This window comes from Streptomyces sp. NPDC093795, assembly GCF_044764665.1.
In the GTDB taxonomy this organism is placed as follows: Bacteria; Actinomycetota; Actinomycetes; order Streptomycetales; family Streptomycetaceae; genus Streptomyces.
In genome coordinates this window covers 393,449-413,223 of the sequence record NZ_JBIWIO010000007.1, presented here as the reverse complement: position 1 = coordinate 413,223, position 19,775 = coordinate 393,449, and the positions used below count along the sequence as shown (strand labels likewise).

The 19,775-nt window shown below is 72.9% G+C and carries 16 protein-coding genes; 12 read left to right on the top strand and 4 right to left on the bottom strand.

Going from position 1 to position 19,775, the window contains the following annotated elements:
* Positions 1–31: 31 nt before the first annotated feature.
* Positions 32–466, bottom strand: coding sequence for a cell division protein SepF (locus tag ACIRB7_RS21550; RefSeq protein WP_403600892.1), 435 nt, complete (start codon positions 464–466; stop codon positions 32–34).
* Between the two features lie 314 nt (positions 467–780).
* Here ACIRB7_RS21550 and ACIRB7_RS21545 point away from each other — a divergent pair, with 314 nt between their 5' ends.
* Positions 781–2,103, top strand: a complete 1,323-nt coding sequence (locus ACIRB7_RS21545; RefSeq protein ID WP_403600889.1) for a DUF5685 family protein — start codon at positions 781–783, stop codon at positions 2,101–2,103.
* Between the two features lie 33 nt (positions 2,104–2,136).
* Here ACIRB7_RS21545 and ACIRB7_RS21540 read toward each other — a convergent pair whose 3' ends face one another.
* Complete coding sequence (locus ACIRB7_RS21540) at positions 2,137–3,135, bottom strand: ABC transporter substrate-binding protein (protein WP_403600886.1); 999 nt, start codon at positions 3,133–3,135, stop codon at positions 2,137–2,139.
* Positions 3,132–3,611, bottom strand: a complete 480-nt coding sequence (locus ACIRB7_RS21535) for a GNAT family N-acetyltransferase (protein WP_403600883.1) — start codon at positions 3,609–3,611, stop codon at positions 3,132–3,134. The genes ACIRB7_RS21540 and ACIRB7_RS21535 overlap by 4 nt, the downstream gene beginning before the upstream one ends.
* 434 nt (positions 3,612–4,045) lie before the next feature.
* Here ACIRB7_RS21535 and ACIRB7_RS21530 point away from each other — a divergent pair, with 434 nt between their 5' ends.
* The 9 genes from ACIRB7_RS21530 (at position 4,046) to ACIRB7_RS21490 (ending at position 13,803) form a co-directional block, all read left to right on the top strand.
* Entirely contained in the window at positions 4,046–4,894 is an 849-nt protein-coding gene (locus ACIRB7_RS21530) for an amino acid ABC transporter permease (RefSeq protein ID WP_403600880.1), read from the top strand.
* Positions 4,891–6,738 carry an FAD/NAD(P)-binding protein gene (locus tag ACIRB7_RS21525; RefSeq protein WP_403600877.1) on the top strand — a complete coding sequence of 616 codons (1,848 nt, stop codon included), beginning with the start codon at positions 4,891–4,893 and terminating at the stop codon, positions 6,736–6,738. Before ACIRB7_RS21530 ends, ACIRB7_RS21525 begins: the two co-directional genes overlap by 4 nt.
* 68 nt (positions 6,739–6,806) lie before the next feature.
* Positions 6,807–7,694 carry an amino acid ABC transporter permease gene (locus tag ACIRB7_RS21520; protein WP_403600874.1) on the top strand — a complete coding sequence of 296 codons (888 nt, stop codon included), beginning with the start codon at positions 6,807–6,809 and terminating at the stop codon, positions 7,692–7,694.
* Entirely contained in the window at positions 7,691–8,485 is a 795-nt protein-coding gene (locus tag ACIRB7_RS21515; protein WP_403600870.1) for an amino acid ABC transporter ATP-binding protein, read from the top strand. Before ACIRB7_RS21520 ends, ACIRB7_RS21515 begins: the two co-directional genes overlap by 4 nt.
* A 51-nt stretch (positions 8,486–8,536) precedes the next feature.
* Positions 8,537–9,520 carry an ABC transporter substrate-binding protein gene (locus ACIRB7_RS21510; RefSeq protein WP_403600867.1) on the top strand — a complete coding sequence of 328 codons (984 nt, stop codon included), beginning with the start codon at positions 8,537–8,539 and terminating at the stop codon, positions 9,518–9,520.
* Positions 9,521–9,552: 32 nt separating this feature from the next.
* Entirely contained in the window at positions 9,553–10,638 is a 1,086-nt protein-coding gene (locus tag ACIRB7_RS21505) for an LLM class flavin-dependent oxidoreductase (protein WP_403600865.1), read from the top strand.
* 23 nt (positions 10,639–10,661) lie between these two features.
* Positions 10,662–11,951, top strand: coding sequence for an NtaA/DmoA family FMN-dependent monooxygenase (locus ACIRB7_RS21500; RefSeq protein WP_403601060.1), 1,290 nt, complete (start codon positions 10,662–10,664; stop codon positions 11,949–11,951).
* Positions 11,948–12,736 (top strand): DUF1684 domain-containing protein, encoded by a 789-nt coding sequence (locus ACIRB7_RS21495; RefSeq protein ID WP_403600862.1) that lies wholly within the window; start codon positions 11,948–11,950, stop codon positions 12,734–12,736. The genes ACIRB7_RS21500 and ACIRB7_RS21495 overlap by 4 nt, the downstream gene beginning before the upstream one ends.
* A gap of 200 nt (positions 12,737–12,936) precedes the next feature.
* Positions 12,937–13,803, top strand: coding sequence for a S1 family peptidase (locus ACIRB7_RS21490; protein WP_403600859.1), 867 nt, complete (start codon positions 12,937–12,939; stop codon positions 13,801–13,803).
* 92 nt (positions 13,804–13,895) lie between these two features.
* On the opposite strand, the gene ACIRB7_RS21485 is transcribed toward ACIRB7_RS21490, so the two are convergent.
* Positions 13,896–14,936, bottom strand: a complete 1,041-nt coding sequence (locus ACIRB7_RS21485) for a DUF3533 domain-containing protein (RefSeq protein ID WP_403600856.1) — start codon at positions 14,934–14,936, stop codon at positions 13,896–13,898.
* A gap of 169 nt (positions 14,937–15,105) precedes the next feature.
* On the opposite strand from ACIRB7_RS21485, the gene ACIRB7_RS21480 reads away from it, so the two are divergent.
* Together ACIRB7_RS21480 and ACIRB7_RS21475 are read left to right on the top strand one after the other, a co-directional pair.
* A complete protein-coding gene (locus ACIRB7_RS21480; RefSeq protein ID WP_403600853.1) occupies positions 15,106–18,687 on the top strand; it encodes a DNA polymerase III subunit alpha in 3,582 nt (1,193 codons plus the stop codon).
* The gene (locus ACIRB7_RS21475) at positions 18,684–19,643 is read left to right on the top strand and encodes a hypothetical protein (RefSeq protein WP_403601057.1); all 960 of its coding nucleotides are present in this window, start codon (positions 18,684–18,686) and stop codon (positions 19,641–19,643) included. Before ACIRB7_RS21480 ends, ACIRB7_RS21475 begins: the two co-directional genes overlap by 4 nt.
* Positions 19,644–19,775 lie beyond the last annotated feature (132 nt).

Below are 19,775 nucleotides of genomic sequence, written 5' to 3'. Positions count from 1 at the left end.
GGGTGGTGTCCGGCCTGGCCGGCGGGCCCGCTCAGCTCTGGTTGAAGAAACCGTCCTGCCGGCGGCGGCCGCTCTCGCCGGTGACGATCTGGGTGTCGGCCGGAGTCAGCAGGAAGACCCGCGTCGCGACGCGCTCGATCGAACCGCGCAGACCGAAGGCGAGACCGGCGGCGAAGTCGACCACGCGCTTGGCGTCGCCCGGCTCCATCGCGGTCAGGTTCACGATCACCGGAACCCCGTCCCTGAAGAGCTCGCCGATGCCCCGGGCGTCCCGGAAGCCGTCAGGGGAGACGGTGGCGATCCGGCGTCCCCGGTCCTCGGCGGTGTCCGTGGCGACCCGCACCCGGGGGTCCGTCACCCAGGCGTCGCCGCCCTCGGCACCGTCGGCGTACTCGTCGTCGTAGTAACGCTCGTCGTTGTCCTCGACGAGTCCCAGCCAGGCGCTCGCCTTGCGCACCGATCCCATGGACGCCTCCTTTCAGCGCGGTCACTTGTGGTTCCGCATATCCCTATCGTCGTCCATGATGCGGATCGCGCGCCAAGTGGTTGGGCGTCGCGCCTTGGATTCGTGACGGTACTGGTGCAGAACGTGAGCACCGTTTCCTGGCGATTCGTCAGGAAACTTGCGGTATGCGGGGGCTGGGGGAGGGCCATGTAGCTGAAAATATGAAAGTCGGGCTGGAAGGGTGACGATGGGCGCGTACGGGTGAACACGCCCGCTCGCTACCATGCCGCGAGGCGCTCGACGGCGTCGCCGCAGTCAGTTCACGGGGGAGTCTCTTGTTCGGAATCGTCAGGCCCTGCGCCCACCGGCTCACCGACGGTCTGAAGGTCGAGTGGATGGCCCACCTCTGCGGCCTCTGCCTGGCACTTCGCGCCGACCACGGCCAGTTCGCCCGGGTCGTCACCAACTACGACGGGCTCATCGTCTCCGTCCTGACGGAGGCTCAGACCGGCGCCGTGACCAGCGGACGGCGCACCGCCGGACCCTGCCCGCTGCGCGGGATGAGGACCGCCCCCGTCGCCCAGGGGGAGGGCGCGCGCCTCGCCGCCGCCGTCTCGCTCGTCCTCGCCTCCGCGAAGGTACGGGACCACGTCGCCGACCGGGACGGCCTGTTGGCCCGCCGCCCCGTCGCCGCCGCGGCCCGCCGGGTCGCCCGCTCCTGGGACAAGGCCGGTGCGAGGACCGGCCGCGCCCTCGGCTTCGACACCGCCGTCCTCGTCGACGCCGTCGACCGCCAGACCGGGATCGAGGCCCTCGCGGGACCCGGCACCTCCCTGCTCGCCGTCACCGAACCGACCGAGACCGCGACCGCGGCCGCCTTCGCGCACACCGCCGTTCTCGCCGGCCGGCCGGGGAACGCGGAACCGCTCGCCGAGGCGGGCCGGCTCTTCGGGCGCCTCGCGCACCTCCTGGACGCCGTCGAGGACCAGACCGCCGACGCGGCGAGCGGCGCCTGGAACCCGCTCACCGCGACCGGCACCTCCCGCGAGGAGGCCCGCCGGCTCGCCGACGACGCCCTCCACGGCATCCGGCTCGCGCTGCGGGACGCCGAGTTCGCCGACGGCAAGCTGGCCCACGTCCTCCTCGCCCACGAGCTGCGCACCTCGGTGAACCGCGCCTTCGGCACGACGAGCTGCTCGCACGTGAGCCCGGGCGCGGGGGCGGGAGCGGGGGCGGGTCAGGGGCATGGGGCCGCTCACGGTCACGGGCCGGTGCCCGGGAACCCGTACGCCCCCGATGGCCCGGGCCCCGTCCCGGGTGGTCCGTACGCCCCCGGCCCGGGTGGTCCCGGCGGCCCCGGTGGCCCGTACGCCCCCGGCCCCGGTGGTCCGGGCGGCCCCGGCGGGCCGTTCCCGCCCGGGCCGCCGAACCGGCGCGGCCTGATAGCCGGATGCGCCCTCTGGGTCGGTCTGGCCTGCACCTGCCAGATGTGCTGCGGGACCTTCGAGGACCCCTGGAGCCGTGAGCGGCGCGGCGGGCTCTGCCAGCAGTGCGACCCCGGCAGCTGCTGCGACTGCTGTGACTGCTGCAGCAACTGCTCCTCCTGCTGCGAGGGGGAGGGCTGCTGCGGCGACTGCGGCTGCGGCTGCGACTGCTGACGACCCGTCCGTGATCCGCCCCGCCGGAGCCCGTCACCTCTCCGGTGCCGGGAGCTCCGGCGGGGAGATCCGCGAGCGTTCGATCCCCGAGGCCGTCACCCCCCACTTCCGCAGGATCCTGTCGTACGTCCCGTCCGCCTTCAGGCCGTTCACCGCGGCCTGGAAGGCGGGCGCGAGCGGGGTGCCCTTCCTGAAGGCGAAACCGACGTCGAGCCGCCGGTACTCGCCCAGGAACTTCACGTTCTTCTGCTGCGTCACCGCGTACCGCAGGCCGTTGATCGTGTTCATCACGACATCGCTGCGGCCCTGCTGGAGCGACATCCAGATCGCCCCCGTCTCGCTGTAGACGTTCACCTCGTACGGCGGCTTCCCGGCCTCCGCGCACCGGCCCTTGTTCTGCTCCAGGGTCCGTTCGAAGGTGGTGCCCGCGTTCACGGCCACCTTCAGGCCGCACAGCTGCGTGAGGTCGGTGACCGCCTTCAGCGGGCTGTCGGCCCGGCTCGCGAACCCCTGCCCGTCATTGATGTAGGTGACGAAGTCGATGGCCTTGCGCCGCTCCTCCGTCACGCCGAAGTTCCCTGTCCCGACGTCGTACTTGCCGCTGCCGAGCGCGGGCAGGATCGCCTCGAAGCCGACGACCTCACGCTTCAGCTCCAGGCCGAGGGCCTTCGCCACGGCGCCCGCGAAGTCGGCGTCCACGCCCACGACGGTCCTGCCGTCCGGCAGATACGCCGAGCTGGGCGGGGTCGCGACCGAGGCGGCGATCGTGAGGCTGCCCCGCTGCCGTACGCCGGCCGGGAGCAGCTTCGCCGCGGCCTCGTTCTTCGCGACCGCCGACACCACGTCCTCGGCCGGCAGCGCTCCCCCGGGGGCGCCCGCCGCCCCGGCCGGAGCCGTCGCGGGCTCGCCTCCCGCGCAGGCGGTGAGCGTGAGCGCGGCCGCTGTGATCAGCGCGAAGGCGAGGGTCGTGCGGGCTGTGCCGGGGCCGGCGCCGGTAGTGGTGCCGGTCCCCGTACTCGTACGCGTGCTCATGGCTTCGGTTTCTCCAGGAGTTTCTCGAACGGCAGCGGACCGATCGACTCGGGATCGGCGGTCAGGTCGAACAGCGGCCGGTAGCCACTCGCCAGGTAGAGGCCCCTGGCCTCGGGCTGGCGCGGGCCGGTCGTCAGGAAGAGGCGGGAGTAGCCGTGGCCGGCGGCCTCCCGTTCGAGCACGTCCAGGACGCGGCGGGCGAGCCCGCGCCTGCGGTGTGCCGAATCGGTCCAGATCCGCTTGAGTTCGGCGGTGTGCTCGTCGTAGCGGCGGTAGGCGCCGCCCGCCACGGGCCGGCCCTGCTCCAGGAGGAGCAGGAAGGCGCCGTGGGGAGGGGCGAACTCCTCCGCCGGGTAGCGGCTCAGATCGTCCGCGGAGCCGTACCGGGTCGTGTACTCGTGCGCCAGCTCGTCGAGGAGCGGGCGCGCCAGGGAATCGGTGGTCGTGGTCCGGTGCACGGACAACGCGAAGGTCATGACGGTCCTTCAGGGCGAAGGAGGGCGGCGTCGTCCCTCAGAAGGGAGGAGGACGGCAGGGCAGGGCGAGGGGAGGGGAGAGCTCAGGCACCCACGGGGGGCCCGTATGTGAAGGCGCCGCGGCGGACAGCACGCGGGCGGGGCAGAACAGCGGGTCGGCTCAACAGGAAGAGGACCACACACGACCGAAGTCGATGTGGGAGCGCGTGACCAGCTGCTGCTGCGGATGCATGGCCCCAGTGGAACAGGCATCCGTTCCTCCGTCAACCGCGATGAGACGTACGGCTCACAGTGCGGACACCCTTGACAGCGGGCCGTGTTGACCGCATAGCCTCGAAGGGCGGATCGGGCTGAGGGGCCCGCATCCGTGCTCAGCGCGTGTGAAGGCGCACCCCCGTGTTCGATCCGCCCCCTGGCATCCACGGAGCCTTCGCATGTCCGCGACCCTCGTCAAGATCCCCTCCACGGCCCCGCCGGCCGATCCACCCCTCCGTATCGTCCCCGCCCGCCGCGCAGGGCAGTGGACCGCCGCAGGGCTCCTGCTCGTCCTCCTCGCGCTCGGCCTCGTCTCGGTCGTCCGCAACGAGGCCTTCCAGTGGGACGTGGTCGCCGAGTACTTCACCTCCGCGTCCGTCCTGCGCGGCCTCGGCCTCACCCTGTGGCTGACGGCCCTCGTCATGGCCCTGGGCTTCGCCCTCGGGACCCTGCTCGCGGTACTGCGGCTCTCCGCCAACTCCGTTCTGAGAGCGGTGAGTTGGGGGTACGTCTGGTTCTTCCGGTCCACCCCGATCCTGGTCCAGCTGCTCTTCTGGTTCAACATCGGAGCGCTCTACCCGCAGATCCTCGGCGTGAACACGGTCAACCTCCTCGGCCCGGTCTCCGTCGCCGTCATCGGCCTCACCCTGCACGAGGCCGCCTACGCCGCCGAGGTCGTCCGCGGCGGCATCCTCTCCGTCGACCGGGGCCAGACCGAGGCCGCACAGTCCCTCGGGCTCGGCCGGTGGCGCAGGCTCTTCCGGATCGTGCTGCCGCAGGCCATGCGCGCGATCGTCCCGCCCGCCGGGAACATGCTGATCGGCACCCTCAAGGGCACGTCGATCGTCTCCGTCATCGCCGTCCAGGACCTGCTCTACTCGACCCAGCTCGTCTACCACCGCACGTACGAGATCATCCCGCTGCTGCTCGTCGCCACCCTCTGGTACGTCGCCGTCACCTCGGTCCTCGGCATCGGCCAGCACTACGTCGAGCGGCACTACGCCCGCGGCACGGCCGGTGCGCGATGAGCCCCGTCCCGACCGCCCCGGCCGCCTCGCGCACCCGGCGGCCCCGCCCCTCGATCGTGATCGTGGGCGCCGGACCGCGGGGGACCGGCCTCCTCGAACGCCTCGCCGCCAACCTCCCCGAGCTGTACGGCGAGGGCCCCCTCGACGTCCACCTCGTCGACCCGCACCCGCCGGGCCCCGGCCGCGTCTGGCGCACCGGGCAGTCCCCGCTGCTCTGGATGAACTCCCGGGCCGAGGACGTCACCATGTTCACCGACGAGACCGTGGACCTCGAGGGACCCGTCCGGCCCGGGCCCACCCTCGCCGCATGGGCCGGCATCGACGGCGGCACCTTCCCCACCCGCACGCAGCAGGGCGCCTATCTGCGCTGGGTGTACGAACGGGCCCGGGCCTCCCTGCCCGCCTCCGTCACCGTCCACGAACACCGCACCACCGCCCTCCGCGTCAGCGGCCCCCGCGAGGGACGCCAGCGGGTCTGGCTGGAAGGCGGCGCCGCGCCCCTCCTCGCCGACCTCGTCGTCCTCACCGTGGGCCACCTCGACGCCGAACCCGACCCGGAGCAGCGGGCCCTGGCCGGCTTCGCCGCCCGCCACCGGCTCGTCCACCTGCCGCCCGGCTTCACCGCCGACACCGACCTCGCCGTCCTGCCCGCCCGGGAACCCGTCCTCGTCCGCGGCCTCGGACTCGCCTTCGTCGACCTGATGGTGCTGCTCACCGAGGGCCGCGGCGGACGGTACGAGGGCGAGGGCGACACGCTCGTCTACGTACCGTCGGGTGAGGAGCCGGTGCTGCACGTCGGATCGCGGCGGGGAGTCCCGTACCACTCGAAGATCGGCTACCGCCTCGACGGCGAACGGCCACCACTGCCACGGTTCTTCGGGCCCGAGCAGACCGACGCCCTGCTGAAGCGGACCGGGCCGCTCGACTTCCGGCGCGATGTGTGGCCCCTCATCGACAAGGAACTCGGCTGGGCCCACTACCACCGGCTCTTCTCCACCCACCCCGAGCGGACCTCACTCGCCTGGAGCGACTTCGAGCGGGCGTACGAGGAAGCGCCGCCGCGCGGGGCCGAACTCGCCGCCGTCGTCGCCGCGGCCGTCCCCGACCCCGCCGACCGGCTCGACCTCGACGCCCTCGACCACCCCCTGGACGGCATCCGGTTCGCCTCCGCCGAAGCCCTCCAGCAGGGCCTGCGCGACTACATCACCGACGACCTGACCCGCCGACACGACCCCGCCCACAGCCCCGACGCCGCCGTCTTCGCCGGTCTCCTCTCCGTCTACGGACAGCTCCTGCGGCTCGGCGAGCGCCTCGACCCCGGCGCCTCGTGGCACGGCTTCTTCAGCTACCTCGCCTCCGGCCCGCCCGGACCGCGGCTGCACCAGCTCCTCGCCCTCTCGCGGGCCGGAGTGGTGCGCTTCCTCGGACCGGGGGTCACCGTCGAGACCGACGAGGAACGCGGGCTCTTCCGGGCCGCGTCCGCCGCCCTGCCGGGGGAGTGGACCGGGGCCCGCGCCCTGGTCGAGGCCCGACTGCCCGAGCCCACCCTCGAACGCACCGGCAGCCCGCTCCTTCGCGCCCTGCACGAGGACGGGGCGCGGGCCACCGCCGGCGGTCTGCTCGTCGTCGACCCCGCCGACGGCCGGGTCCTGGAGCGGGACGGACGACCGCACCCGCGCCGCTTCGCCCTCGGCCCGCACACCACCGCCCGTACCGGCGGGGCCTTCACCCGGCCCCGGACCGGCGGGGTCGCCTTCGGGCAGAACGACGTCACCGCGCGGGCCGCGCTGACCTTCCTGCGCGAGGACCGGCAGTGTCGGCGCCCGGTCCCCCTGAGCGCCTGACCCCACGCGCGCTCGCCCGCCGCCCGCGCCGCTCCTCCCGCCGCCCGACCCTTCTCCGAGGAACCGCCATGTCTCTCACCAGCGCCGACGTCGGCGTGAAAGACCCCACCACGCCACCCGCCGCCGCCCCCGCCGCGCTCGTGGTCGTCCCCGTACGCCACCCCTGGCGCTGGGTGGCCGTCGCCGCCACCGCCGTCCTGCTCACCCAGTTCGCCCACGGCCTGGTCACCAACCCCGGCTGGGAATGGGACGTCTTCGCCGCGTTCTTCACCACGGAGACGATCCTCCAGGCCGTCTGGGTCACCCTCCAGCTCACCTTCCACGGCACCGCGCTCGGCTTCGCCATCGGCATCGTGCTCGCCTTCATGCGCCTGTCGGCCAGCCCGTTCCTGCGGTCCGTCGCCTTCGGCTACATCTGGGCCTTCCGTTCCATCCCGCTCATCGTCCAGCTGCTCTTCTGGTTCAACCTCGCCTACCTCTACAAGGAACTGAGCATCGGCATCCCCTTCGGGCCGAGCTTCCTCTCCTTCGACACGACGGGCCTGGTCGGCGAGATGAGCGCCGCCGTCCTCGGCCTCGCCCTGCACCAGGCGGCCTACGCGGCGGAGATCGTCCGCGGTGGCGTACTCGCCGTGGACGAGGGGCAGTCGGAGGCCGCGGCCTCCCTCGGCATCCCGAGGCTCCGGCAGCTCCGGCGGATCGTGCTGCCGCAGGCGATGCGCTCGATCCTGCCCAACGCCGCCAACGAGATCATCTCGCTCTTCAAGGGCACCTCGATCGTCTCCGTCATGGCGATCGGCGAACTCTTCTACCAGGTGCAGGTCGTCTACGGCCGCAACGGGCGGGTCGTCCCGCTCCTGATGGTCGCCACCGCCTGGTACGTCCTGCTCACCACCGCGCTCTCCGTCGTCCAGCACTACGTCGAACGCCACTACGCGAAGGGGAGCGTCCGATGAGCTCCGTCACCACCAAGGACCCGAGGACGACCACCGCAAAGGTCGAGATCCGGGCCGTCCACAAGAACTTCGGCCCGCTCCACGTCCTGCGCGGCATCGACCTCGACGTCCGCGCCGGCGAGGTCACCGTCGTCCTCGGCCCCTCCGGCTCCGGCAAGTCCACCCTCCTGCGGACCATCAACCACCTGGAGAAGGTCGACAGCGGCACCGTCAGCGTCGACGGCACCCTCGTCGGCTACCGCCGCTCCGGGAACAAGCTCTACGAGCTGCGCGAGCGGGACATCCTCAAGCAGCGCACCCGGATCGGCTTCGTCTTCCAGAACTTCCACCTCTTCCCGCACCTGACGGTCCTGGAGAACATCGTCGAGGCCCCCGTCTCCGCCCTGAAGCGCCCCCGCAAGGAGGCCGAGGCCGCGGCCCGGCAGCTGCTCACGCGCGTCGGACTCGCCGACAAGGCGGAGGCGTACCCCAAGCAGCTCTCCGGCGGGCAGCAGCAACGGGTCGCCATCGCCCGCGCGCTCGCCCTCGAACCCGGCCTGCTCCTCTTCGACGAGCCGACCTCCGCGCTCGACCCCGAACTGGTCGGTGAGGTCCTCGACGTCATCAAGGACCTGGCCGCCTCCGGCACCACCATGATCGTCGTCACCCACGAGATCGGCTTCGCACGCGAGGTCGCCGACACCGTGGTCTTCATGGACGAGGGCCGGATCGTCGAGCAGGGACCGCCGGCCGAGGTGCTCGAAAGCCCACGCCACGAGCGGACTCGGGCCTTCCTCTCCAAGGTCCTCTGACTCTCCCCTTTTTCCCTTCGCTCTTTTCCCTTCTCTCCCAGGAGCATCGCCGTGAAGACCCGTCGTACCGCCCGTCCCGCCCTCACCGCCCTCGCCTCGCTCACCGCCCTCGGGGTCCTCACCGCCTGCGGCGCGGGTGACGCCGCCGTCGAGACGCTCACGCCGGCGGGACAGAAGGGCCCCGGCATCAACCTGAGCCCGGAGCAGAACCGCGTCCACACCCCCAAGGTCGACGCCCTCGCCGCGCAGCTGCCCGAGGCCGTCCGCGCGAGAGGCAGCCTCGTCCTCGGCGTCTCCGCGACCGGCAATCCACCGCTCGTCTTCCACGCCACCGACGACAAGACCCTGATCGGCGTCGAGGTCGACCTCGCCACCCTGGTCGCCGACGCCCTCGGTCTGAAGCCCGAGTTCCACCCGGTCTCCTGGGAGAACCTCTTCGTCGGCCTCGACAGCGGCAAGTACGACGCCGTCTTCTCCAACGTCACCGTCACCGAGGAGCGCAAGGACAAGTACGACTTCGCCACCTACCGCCTGGACGACCTCGCCTTCGAGGCGAAGAAGGGCTCCGGCTGGAAGGTGAAGGGCCCCGAGGACGTGGCCGGGAAGAAGATCGCCGTCGGCTCCGGCACCAACCAGGAGAAGATCCTCGTCGACTGGTCCGCGCAGAACGAGAAGGCCGGCCGCGAGCCGGTCGACATCACGTATTACCAGAACACCTCGGACTACTACCTGGCGCTCCAGTCCGGCCGGATCGACGGCTACCTCGGCCCCAACCCCGTCGCCGCCTACCACGTGCTCTCCGCCGGACAGACCGAGATCGTCGGCAGGTTCTCCGGGGCGGGCGCCGGACTCCAGGGCAAGATCGCGGCCACCACGAAGAAGGACAGCGGTCTCGTCGCCGCCTACGCGGCCGCCCTCGACCACGTCATCGAGAACGGCACCTACGCCCAGGTCCTCAAGCGGTGGGGCCTGGACGGCGAGGCCGTGAAGAAGTCGGAGATCAACCCGCCGGGCCTTCCCCGCACCGAGAACTGACGCCCCCTCCGCTCCGTCCCGGGAGAGACCGCATGACCAGCACCAGCACCAGCACCAGCACCAGCACCGGCACCCGTCCCCTCCACCTCGCCGCCGAGCTCACCCCGGGCCCCGGCGCCTCAGGCCTTGGCGTCTCAGGCCCCGGCGCCCCGGGCATCGCCCCTTCGACCGCCGCCGCGCGTACGGTCGCGCTCGCCCGGCTCGCCGAGGCCGCCGCGCTCGACTTCCTCACCCACGACGACTCCTTCGCCCGGCCCGGCCTCGACGCGCTCGCCGTCCTCGCCCGGGTCGCGCCCGAGACCCGTTCCGTCGGCCTCGTCCCGACCGTGACCACCACCCACACCGAGCCCTTCCACGTCCAGGCCGCCGTCGCCACCCTCGACTGGGTCAGCCGGGGCCGGGCGGGCTGGCGGATCGCGGTCTCCCCGACCGGGGCCGAGGCCCGGCTCTTCGGCCGCCGCGAAGCCCCTCCCACGGCCGCGCTCTGGCAGGAGGCGGGCGAGGTCGCCGAGGTCTCCCGCCAACTGTGGGACAGCTGGGAGGACGACGCCGAGATACGTGACGTGGCGACCGGACGGTTCGTCGACCGCCGCAAGCTGCACCACGTGAACTTCCAGGGCGCGACCTTCTCGGTCAAGGGCCCCTCGATCGTGCCCCGGCCCCCGCAGGGCAACCCGGTGACCGTCGTCGACGCCACCCGCCCCGCCGCCCGGGGCACCGCCGCCCACCACGCCGACGTGGCGCTGGTCCGGGCGTCGTCCGCCGAGGAGGCCGCGGCGCTCCGCGCCGAACTGCGGCGGGGAGCCCGCGCCCACGGCCGGGACCCCGGGCAGCTGCGCGTCCTGCTCTCGGCGACCGTCGACCTCGACACGTACGAGGGCGGGCCGGCGGCGCTCGCCGAACTGATCGCCGGCTGGCACGGCGGCGGCGCGGTCGACGGCTTCCACCTCGTACCGGCCGTGCCCGAACGGGACCTGGCGCGGTTCACCGCCGACACCGTGACCCGGCTCAGGGACCGGGGTCTCTTCCGTACCGCCTACGAGGGCGCCACCCTCCGCGACCACCTGGGGCTCACCCGCCCCGCCAGCCAGTACGCGACGACGGGAGCAGGCGCGTGAGCATCCCCGAGGGCCGGAAGCGGATCCATCTCGCCGCACACTTCCCCGGCGTCAACTCCACCACCGTCTGGGCCGATCCGCGCTCCGGATCACAGATCGACTTCTCCTCGTTCGAGCACCTCGCGAGGACCGCGGAGCGCGGCCTCTTCGACTTCTTCTTCCTGGCCGAGGGGCTGCGGCTGCGCGAGCACAACGGCCGCATCCACGACCTCGACGTCGTCGGCAGGCCCGAGTCGATCACCGTCCTGGGCGCGCTGGCCGCCGTCACCGACCGGCTCGGCCTGGCCGCCACGGTCAACGCCACCTTCAACGAGCCGTACGAACTGGCCCGGCGGTTCGCCTCGCTCGACCACCTCAGCGCGGGCCGGGCCGCCTGGAACGTCGTCACCTCGTCGGACGCCTTCACCGGCGAGAACTTCCGGCGCGGCGGCTACCTCGACCGGGCCGACCGGTACAGCAGGGCCGCGGAGTTCCTCGCCACCGCCCGGGAGCTGTGGGACTCCTGGACCCCGGACGGCACCCCGCGGCCCTTCGCCCACAGCGGGCCGCAGTTCGGGATCGAGGGCGAGTTCACCGTCCCGCGCTCCCCGCAGGGACATCCGGTCGTCATCCAGGCGGGAGACTCCGCCGAGGGGCGGGAGTTCGCCGCGTCGGCCGCCGATGTGATCTTCACCCGGCACTCCACCCTGGAGGCCGGCCGGGAGTTCTACGCCGACGTCAAGGGGCGGCTCGCCCGGTACGGGAGGGACCCGGGCGACCTGAAGATCATGCCGGGGGTGACGTACGTCCTCGGGGACACCGACGCCGAGGCGCGGGAGCGGGCCGCCGAGATCCGCCACCAGCAGGTCTCCCCGCAGAACGCGATCCTCGCCCTGGAGCAGATCTGGGGCCGCGACCTGTCCGGCCACGACCCCGACGGGCCGCTCCCGGACATCGACCCCGACCCCGATTCGACGCTCGTGCAAGGCCGGGTGCGGGTCGCCGACCCGCTGGCGGTGGCCGAGAAGTGGCGGGCGCTCTCCGAGGCGAAGGGGCTTTCGATCCGTCAGACGGTCGTCGAATCCTCCGCCCGCCAGTCCTTCGTCGGCAGTCCTGCGACGGTGGCGGCGGCCCTGGAGGAGTTCGTCGCCAAGGACGCCGCCGACGGCTTCATCCTCGTCCCCCACCTCACCCCCGGCGGCCTCGACGACTTCGTCGACCGGGTCGTCCCGCTGCTCCAGGAGCGCGGAGTGTTCCGTACGGAGTACTCCGGCACGACGCTCCGGGCGCACCTCGGGCTTCCCGAACCCGTATGGAAAGGTGGAACACCATGAGCACGGATCCCCAGCAGGACTGGCAGCACTGGCACGCACAGCGCGAGGCCGCGGTCTCCTCCTCGTACGGCCCGCTCTCCCTCTCGGGCACCCACTGGCTCGCGGACTTCCCGGAGGGGCGACTTCCGGCCGTTCCCGGTGAGTGGCGGGAGGACGGCGACGAGGTGCTCCTGTCGGCGGGGGCCGAGGACGCCCTCACCCTCGACGGCAAGCCCTTCACCGGCACGGTCCGGCTCACCGCCGACCACGGCCCGATCCACGAGTCCCGGGTCGGGTCGGCCGGCCGGCGGCTCGTGGTGCTGCGGCGCGAAGGCCTTTGGGCCGTACGGGACTTCGACCCCGGCTCGGAGGCGCGCCGCGCCTTCCGGGGCATCGAGGCCACCGCGTACGACGAGCGCTGGGTGGTGCCCGGCGTCTTCCGCCCGTACGGGGAGACCCGCAGCGTACGGGTCGAGAACGCCGACGGCAGGGAGCGCGGTCTCGGGCTCACCGGTGAGCTGGTCTTCGACCTGCACGGCGGCGAGCACACCCTCCAGGTGGCCGTCGAGGACGACGGTTCCCTGTGGGCGGTCTTCGCGGACGCGACCAGCGGCCGGGACAGCTACCGCTTCCGTTTCCTGCGCCCGGCGGCCCCGGCGGCGGACGGTTCGGTGACGGTGGACTTCAACCGCGCGCTGCTCCCGCCGTGCGCCTTCGCCGACCACTTCATCTGCCCCTTCCCGCCGCCCGGGAACACGCTCGACACCGCCGTCCCGGCGGGGGAGCGGCGACTGAACCCCTCCTGACCAGGGCTTCGACGGGGAGAGGGTGCGGATGACGGATGCCCCTGGCCAAGGCGGCGGGGGCATCCGTCCGTTCGGCGGTCTTGTGCGTCCGCTCAGGGAGGTCCACTATCGCTGACGGTGCATGTCAGGAACACGTCACCTGATAGCGCCTCGCGGGCCCGCCATCCACGGGCCCCTCCGCTTTTCCCAGAAGGAGAACTGTGAGGAGCACAGTGAGGAACACCCGCACCCGTCTGCTCGCCCTCGTCGCCGGTGTCGCGGCCGTGACGGCCGTCGGACTCCCCGGCGCCCAGGCCGCCCCCGTCCCCGGCCCGGCCGGAGCCGCCCAGCTCGCCCGCGCCGACGCCGCCGTCGACGCCGCGGGGGTCGGTGGCACCGCCTGGTACGTGGACAGAGCGGCCGGCCGGGTCGTCGTCACCGCCGACGCGACCGTCACCGACGCGGGGATCGCGAAGATCCGCGAGGCGGCCGGCGCCGACGCCGGGGCCCTCCGCGTCCAGCGCACCCCCGGCGTCTTCAAGCCCCTGCTCGGCGCGGGCGACGCCATCTACGGCAACGGCTACCGCTGTTCGCTCGGCTTCAACGTGCGCAGCGGCAGCACGTACTACTTCCTCACCGCCGGCCACTGCGGCAACGTCGTGAACACCTGGTACGCCAACTCGGCGCAGTCCACCCTGATCGGCGCCACCACCGGGTCCAGCTTCCCCGGCAACGACTACGCGCTCGTCCGCTACGACAACGCCTCGCTGACCCACCCCGGCGGCTTCACCGCGGCCAACGCCTACGTGGGGGAGCCGGTCAAGCGCTCCGGCTCCACCACCGGCACCCGCGGCGGCACCGTCACCGGCCTCGACGCCACCGTCCACTACTCCGGCGGCGGCACCGTCCGGGGCATGATCCAGACCAATGTCTGCGCCGAACCGGGCGACTCCGGCGGCGCGCTCTACGACGGCACCAAGGCCCTCGGCATCACCTCGGGCGGCAGCGGCAACTGCTCCACCGGCGGCACGACCTTCTACCAGCCGGTGCCGGAGGCCCTCGCCAAGTACAGGGTCAGCCTCTACTAGACGGCACGCGGGAGGAAGCGCGTAGGCCGGATCCGCCGAAGGCCCCCGCCGTGACGGGGGCCTTCTCCGTGTGCTGCGCGTCTCCCTGTGTCCTACGCGCGGACCCCGCCCACCTCCCCGGCGATCGGTTCCGCCCGTTCGGGCCCGCGCCTCAGCGAGGACATCACCAGGGTGACCGCCGCGCCGACGACCGCCCAGGCCGAGAGGACCAGCATCGAGCCGGTCATGTCGTTGCCCTTGAAGTACGCGATCGAGCGCGCCGCCCAGGTGCCCGCGCCCGGCGGCAGGGCGGGGCCGATCGCGTTCCAGAACGGCGGCAGCATGGGCAGGGGGAAGGCGCCGCCCGCGCTGGGGTTGCCCGCGATCACGATGAGCAGGATCGCCAGGCCGATGCCGACGATCCCGAAGACCGACTGGAGGGCGAGGGTGGCGGCGCCGACGGCGAAGACGACCAGGGCGCCGAGCCCCCACAGGGCGGCGACGCTGCCGGGCAGGGCGTTCAGGATCGGGCCGACGATGACCGCGCCGCCGAGGCCGCCGATGACCGAGTAGAGCGCGAGGACGCCGAGGCGGATGATCGCGCGCTCGCGGTTCGCGGGCCGGGAGCCCGCGCTGATCGCCAGGATCGCGGCGCAGATGTAGCCGCCGACGCACCAGCCGACGACGAGGTAGAAGGCGGAGAGGCCGTCGAAGTCGCCCGGCGATGCAGGGGCCACGTCGACCGTCCGCACGGTCCGCTGCTTGGCCCCCTCCACCTTAGTGAAGATCGTCTCCAGGGCCGAGGAGAGCACGGTGCCGCCGCCGGAGGCGACGAGCAGGGTGTCGGTGCGGCCGCCGGGGTCGACGATCAGGGCGCCGTCGAGGTCCCGGTTCAGGATCTGCTTCCGCGCCTCGGCCTCGTCGGCGACCGTGCGGGGGTCGAGCGGGTCGCCGGGGAGCTTCTCCAGCTGCCCGAGGAGCTGGGCGGAGACCTGTTGCGGCGCGACGACGCCGAAGGGCACGTCCCTCGGCTTCGGGTGGTGCAGCGCCCCGACGTACGAGGTGATGAACAGGAGCTGGAGGGCGAGGACACCGACGACCAGGAGGGCGGCTCGGGGCGTGACGGCGCTTTTCAGTTCGTCGACGAGGCTCATGCCCTCACGCTCCGGGGGAGGGGATGTTTCCGCAGGTGGGATACGCCCGAATGGCTGACGGGAGGTGGTCCCGCACGGCTTATCGTACAGACGTTCGAAATGGGTTAAGGTGAAGAACAAGGGGTGGGAACATACGTACGAATCGATGCGGGAGTGCGGGAGGTGCGCCATGCCGGGATTCACGCACCTGCACACCGCGTCGGGCTACTCCCTGCGATACGGCGCCTCGCACCCCCAGCGGCTCGCCGCCCGCGCCGCCGAGCGCGGCATGGACGCGCTCGCCCTGACCGACCGCGACACCCTCGCGGGCACGATCCGCTTCGCCAAGGCCTGCGCGAAGGAGGGCGTCCGCCCTCTGTTCGGCGTGGACCTGGCGTACGAGACGGCCGGAATCCCCGGGACCCCCGGTGTTCCGGGTGTCCCCGGCGTCCCGGGTGTCCCCGGATCCGCAGCCGCCTCTGGATCCGCGGCCGCCACCGGGTCCGCGGCCACCTCCAGATCCGCAGCCGCCTCCGGATTCGCAGCCGCCTCCAGATCCGCGGCCGATTCCGCCTCCGCCTCCGCCCGGCGGGTGCCCGTCCGGGGCGGGGCCTTCGTCGACGAGTCCGCGCCCCGCGCCCTCTTCCTCGCCCGCTCCCGTACCGGCTGGGCCTCCCTCTGCGCGATGGTCACCGCCGCCCACGCCGGAGACGGGGAGCAGCCCCTGCTGCCCTGGTCCGCCCTGCGCGACGACGACGTGTTCGTCCTGCTCGGCCCCACGTCCGACGTCGGCCGGGCCCTCGCCGCAGGACGCCCCGACCGGGCCGCCCGGCTGCTCGCCCCCTGGCGCGAGCGGTGCGGCGACGCGCTGCGGCTCATGGCCGTCGACCACGGCCGCGCCGGCGCCGGGCCCGGCTCCCTGCGCCTCGCCGCCCGTACCGTCGGCTTCGCCGCCGAGCAGGGCGTCCGGCCCGTCATCGGCAACGCCGTCCGCTACGCCGACGCCGGCCAGGGACAGGTCGCCGACGTCCTCGACTCCGCCCGCCGCCTGGTCCCGATCGACCCCCGCAAGGAGCTCGACAGCGGCGAGGCCTGGCTCAAGGGCCTCGAAGGCCCGGACGGCATGCTGGCCGCCGCCGAGCGGATCGTCGAGGCCGCGGGCTTCCGCCGGGACACCGCCCACCGGCTCCTCGAACAGACCGCGACGGTCGCCGCCGCCTGCCAGGTCGACCCCGAGGACGACCTCGGCATGGGCTCCGCCCACTTCCCCGAACCGCACCTCGTCGGCGCCGAGCACCGCACCGCCCAGCGCGTCCTCACCTCCCGGGCCGCCGCCGGCATGGTCCTGAAGGGGTACGAGAAGCGGCGCGACTACTGGGACCGGATGCATCGCGAGCTGGACGTCATCGCCCACCACCACTTCGCCACCTACTTCCTGACGGTCGCTCAGGTCGTCGACGACGTCCGGGACATGGGCATTCGGGTCGCCGCCCGCGGCTCCGGCGCCGGCTCCCTCGTCAACCACCTCCTCGGCATCGCCCACGCCGACCCGGTCGAGCACGGCCTGCTGATGGAACGCTTCCTCTCCAAGCGCCGCACCGCCCTGCCCGACATCGACATCGACGTGGAGTCCGCCCGCCGCCTGGAGGTCTACCGGGCGATCATCGACCGCTTCGGCACCGCGCGCGTCGCCACCGTCGCCATGCCCGAGACCTACCGGGTCCGCCACGCGGTACGGGACGTGGGCGCGGCCCTCTCCATGGACCCGGCCGAGATCGACCGGATCGCCAAGGCCTTCCCGCACATCCGCGCCCGGGACGCGCTCGCCGCCCTCGACGAACTGCCCGAGCTGCGCGAACTCGCGGGGGAGAAGGAGAAGTACGGGAAGCTCTGGGAGCTGGTCGAGGCGCTCGACGCGCTGCCGCGCGGCACCGCCATGCACCCCTGCGGGGTACTGCTCTCCGACGCCTCGCTGCTCACCCGTACCCCCGTGGTGCCCACCAGTGGCGAGGGGTTTCCCATGTCCCAGTTCGACAAGGAGGACGTGGAGGACCTCGGGCTGCTCAAGCTGGACGTCCTCGGGGTGCGGATGCAGTCCGCGATGGCCCATGCCGTCACCGAGGTCGAGCGGGCCACGGGCGCCCGCCCGGACATCGACGCGATCCCGGAGGGCGACCCCGAGACGTACCGGCTCATCCGCTCCACCGAGACCCTCGGCTGCTTCCAGATCGAGTCGCCGGGCCAGCGCGACCTGGTCGGCCGGCTCCAGCCCGCCACCTTCCACGACCTCGTCGTCGACATCTCGCTCTTCCGGCCCGGGCCGGTCGCCGCCGACATGGTCCGCCCCTTCATCGAGGCCCGGCACGGCCGCGCCCCCGTCCGCTACCCGCACCCCGACCTGGAGGAGACCCTGAAGGAGACGTACGGCGTGGTCGTCTTCCACGAGCAGATCATCGAGATCGTACGGATCATGACCGGCTGCCGCCGTGACGAGGCCGACCAGATCCGGCGCGGACTCTCCGACCCCGAGTCGCAGGGCCGGATCAGGCTCTGGTTCGCCCGGCAGGCCTCGGCGCGCGGATACGCGGACGAGGTCGTCGCCCGGACCTGGGAGATCGTGGAGGCCTTCGGGTCGTACGGCTTCTGCAAGGCGCACGCGGTGGCCTTCGCCGTGCCGACGTACCAGTCGGCCTGGCTCAAGGCGCACCACCCGGCCGCCTTCTACGCCGGGCTGCTCACCCACGACCCCGGCATGTACCCCAAGCGGCTGCTGCTCGCGGACGCGCGGCGGCGCGGGGTGCCGGTGCTGCCGCTCGACGTGAACCGGTCGGCGGTCGCTCACCGTATCGAACTGGTGTCTGATTCTCCTCCGGTGTGGGGACTCCGGCTCGGCCTCGGCGACGTCCACGGCATCGGCGGGACCGAGAGCGCCCGCATCGAGGCCGGACAGCCCTACGCCTCCCTCCTCGACTTCTGGGAACGCGCCCGCCCCCGCACCCCCGTCGCCGAACGGCTCGCCCAGGTCGGTGCGTTGGACGCCTTCGGCGCCAACCGCCGCGACCTCCTCCTCCACCTCACCGAACTCCGGCGCGTCCACCGGGGAGCCGCCTCCCACGGCGGACAGCTCCCGCTCGCCCAGGGCGGCAGGACCGCCCCCGTCGGCCTGCCCGACCTCGACGAGACGGAACGCCTCAGCGCCGAACTCGGCATCCTCGGCATGGACGCCTCCCGCCACCTCATGGGCGACCACCACGCCTTCCTCGAAGAGCTCGGCGTCGTCTCCGCCCAGCGCCTCCGTGAGACCCCGCACGGCCGGACCGTCCTCGTCGCGGGCGCCAAGGCCGCCACCCAGACCCCGCCGATCCGCTCCGGCAAACGGGTCATCTTCACCACCCTCGACGACGGCACAGGACTGGTCGACCTCGCCTTCTTCGACGACGCCCACGAGCGCTGCGCCCACACCGTCTTCCACTCCTGGCTGCTTCTCGTCCGGGGCGTGGTGCAGCGGCGCGGCCCGCGCAGCGTCAGCGTGGTCGGGGCCGCCGCCTGGAACCTCGCCGAACTGGTCGAACTGCGGGCGTCCGGCGGTCTGGACGCGGTCGGGGCACGCCTCGCCGAACCCGGTCCTTCCGGCGGAAACGGCGACTCCGGCCGCCGCATCACCCTGCCCACCGGCTACGAGCTGAACCCCTGGGCCGACCTCAAGCCGGCGGGCGAAGGGGCCCCGAGCGGAAGGAAGCTGTGGCACAGCAGTCCGGGGAGCGCGGGATGATCCTCTGTGTACGGTTCCGGCTCGAACCGATGTGGGAAGTTCTCTTCCCCCAACTCTGCGACCTCCTGGGCGAGTTCACCCCGACCGTCGAGGCCGCACCACCCGGCGAGGCGCTCGCCGACGTGCGCGGCGCACTGCGCTACTTCGACCGGACCCCGGCCGAGCTCGCCTCCGTGATCCGGGTCAGGGCGCTCGCCCTGTACGGCGTCGACTGCGTCATCGGCGCCGGGCCCAACCCGATGCTGGCCCGGATGGCCGCCCGCGAGGCCCGGCCAGGCGCGACGCTCGTCGTCGACGACCCCGCGGCCTTCCTGCGCGACCGCCCGGTTGTCGCGCTCGACGGCGTCGGCCGGACCACCGCGCGTACCCTCTGCGGCTACGGACTCGACTCCGCGGGACGCGTCGCGGACGCGCCGCTCGCCGTGCTCCAGCGACTCATCGGCGCGAAGGCCGGCCGCGAGGTGTGGGAACGGGCCCAGGGCATCGACCGCACCCCCGTCGTCCCGCACGCCGCCTCACGGTCGGTCGCGGCCGAACGCGCTTTCCCGCGCGACGAGACCGACCGGACGGAACAGCGCAGGGCCCTCCTCTCGCTCGCCGAGGAATTGGGCGCCCGGCTGCGGACGGAGGGGCAGGTGTGCCGCGGGCTCGCCGTCACCGTGCGGTACGCGGACCGGACCACGACCACCCGGAGCCGTACCCTGCCCGAACCCACCGCCCACTCCGCCGCGCTCACCACCCTCGCGTACGCCGTCCACGACTCCTTCGGCCTCCAGCGGGCCCGGGTACGGGGCATCGCCCTGCGCGCCGAGGGCCTGGCGGGCGCCGAGGGGGCCGCGCACCAGCTGTCCCTGGACCCGGCGGACGAGAAGGCCCGGCGGATCGAGGCGGTGGCCGACCGGGCACGGGCGAGGTTCGGTCCGCGAGCGATCCTCCCGGGCTCGCTCGCGGCCTAACAGCCTTGTCGCTAGGCCTTCTTGATGACGTATCACTTTTTACCGACGCGTAACTTCCCAGCCATGACTACTCGTGCGTAGCTTGGCTGAAGCGCATCCCCACTTGTGGTCCGGACCGCAGGGCGTCACACC

Coding starts and splice junctions, on each gene's coding strand:
- ACIRB7_RS21495 (WP_403600862.1), top strand. CDS start 11,948: ATGAGCACGGATCCCCAGCAGGACTGGCAGCACTGGCACGCACAGCGC.
- ACIRB7_RS21505 (WP_403600865.1), top strand. CDS start 9,553: ATGACCAGCACCAGCACCAGCACCAGCACCAGCACCGGCACCCGTCCC.
- ACIRB7_RS21520 (WP_403600874.1), top strand. CDS start 6,807: ATGTCTCTCACCAGCGCCGACGTCGGCGTGAAAGACCCCACCACGCCA.
- ACIRB7_RS21550 (WP_403600892.1), bottom strand. CDS start 466: ATGGGATCGGTGCGCAAGGCGAGCGCCTGGCTGGGACTCGTCGAGGAC.
- ACIRB7_RS21480 (WP_403600853.1), top strand. CDS start 15,106: ATGCCGGGATTCACGCACCTGCACACCGCGTCGGGCTACTCCCTGCGA.
- ACIRB7_RS21540 (WP_403600886.1), bottom strand. CDS start 3,135: ATGAGCACGCGTACGAGTACGGGGACCGGCACCACTACCGGCGCCGGC.
- ACIRB7_RS21535 (WP_403600883.1), bottom strand. CDS start 3,611: ATGACCTTCGCGTTGTCCGTGCACCGGACCACGACCACCGATTCCCTG.
- ACIRB7_RS21485 (WP_403600856.1), bottom strand. CDS start 14,936: ATGAGCCTCGTCGACGAACTGAAAAGCGCCGTCACGCCCCGAGCCGCC.
- ACIRB7_RS21525 (WP_403600877.1), top strand. CDS start 4,891: ATGAGCCCCGTCCCGACCGCCCCGGCCGCCTCGCGCACCCGGCGGCCC.
- ACIRB7_RS21530 (WP_403600880.1), top strand. CDS start 4,046: ATGTCCGCGACCCTCGTCAAGATCCCCTCCACGGCCCCGCCGGCCGAT.
- ACIRB7_RS21515 (WP_403600870.1), top strand. CDS start 7,691: ATGAGCTCCGTCACCACCAAGGACCCGAGGACGACCACCGCAAAGGTC.
- ACIRB7_RS21475 (WP_403601057.1), top strand. CDS start 18,684: ATGATCCTCTGTGTACGGTTCCGGCTCGAACCGATGTGGGAAGTTCTC.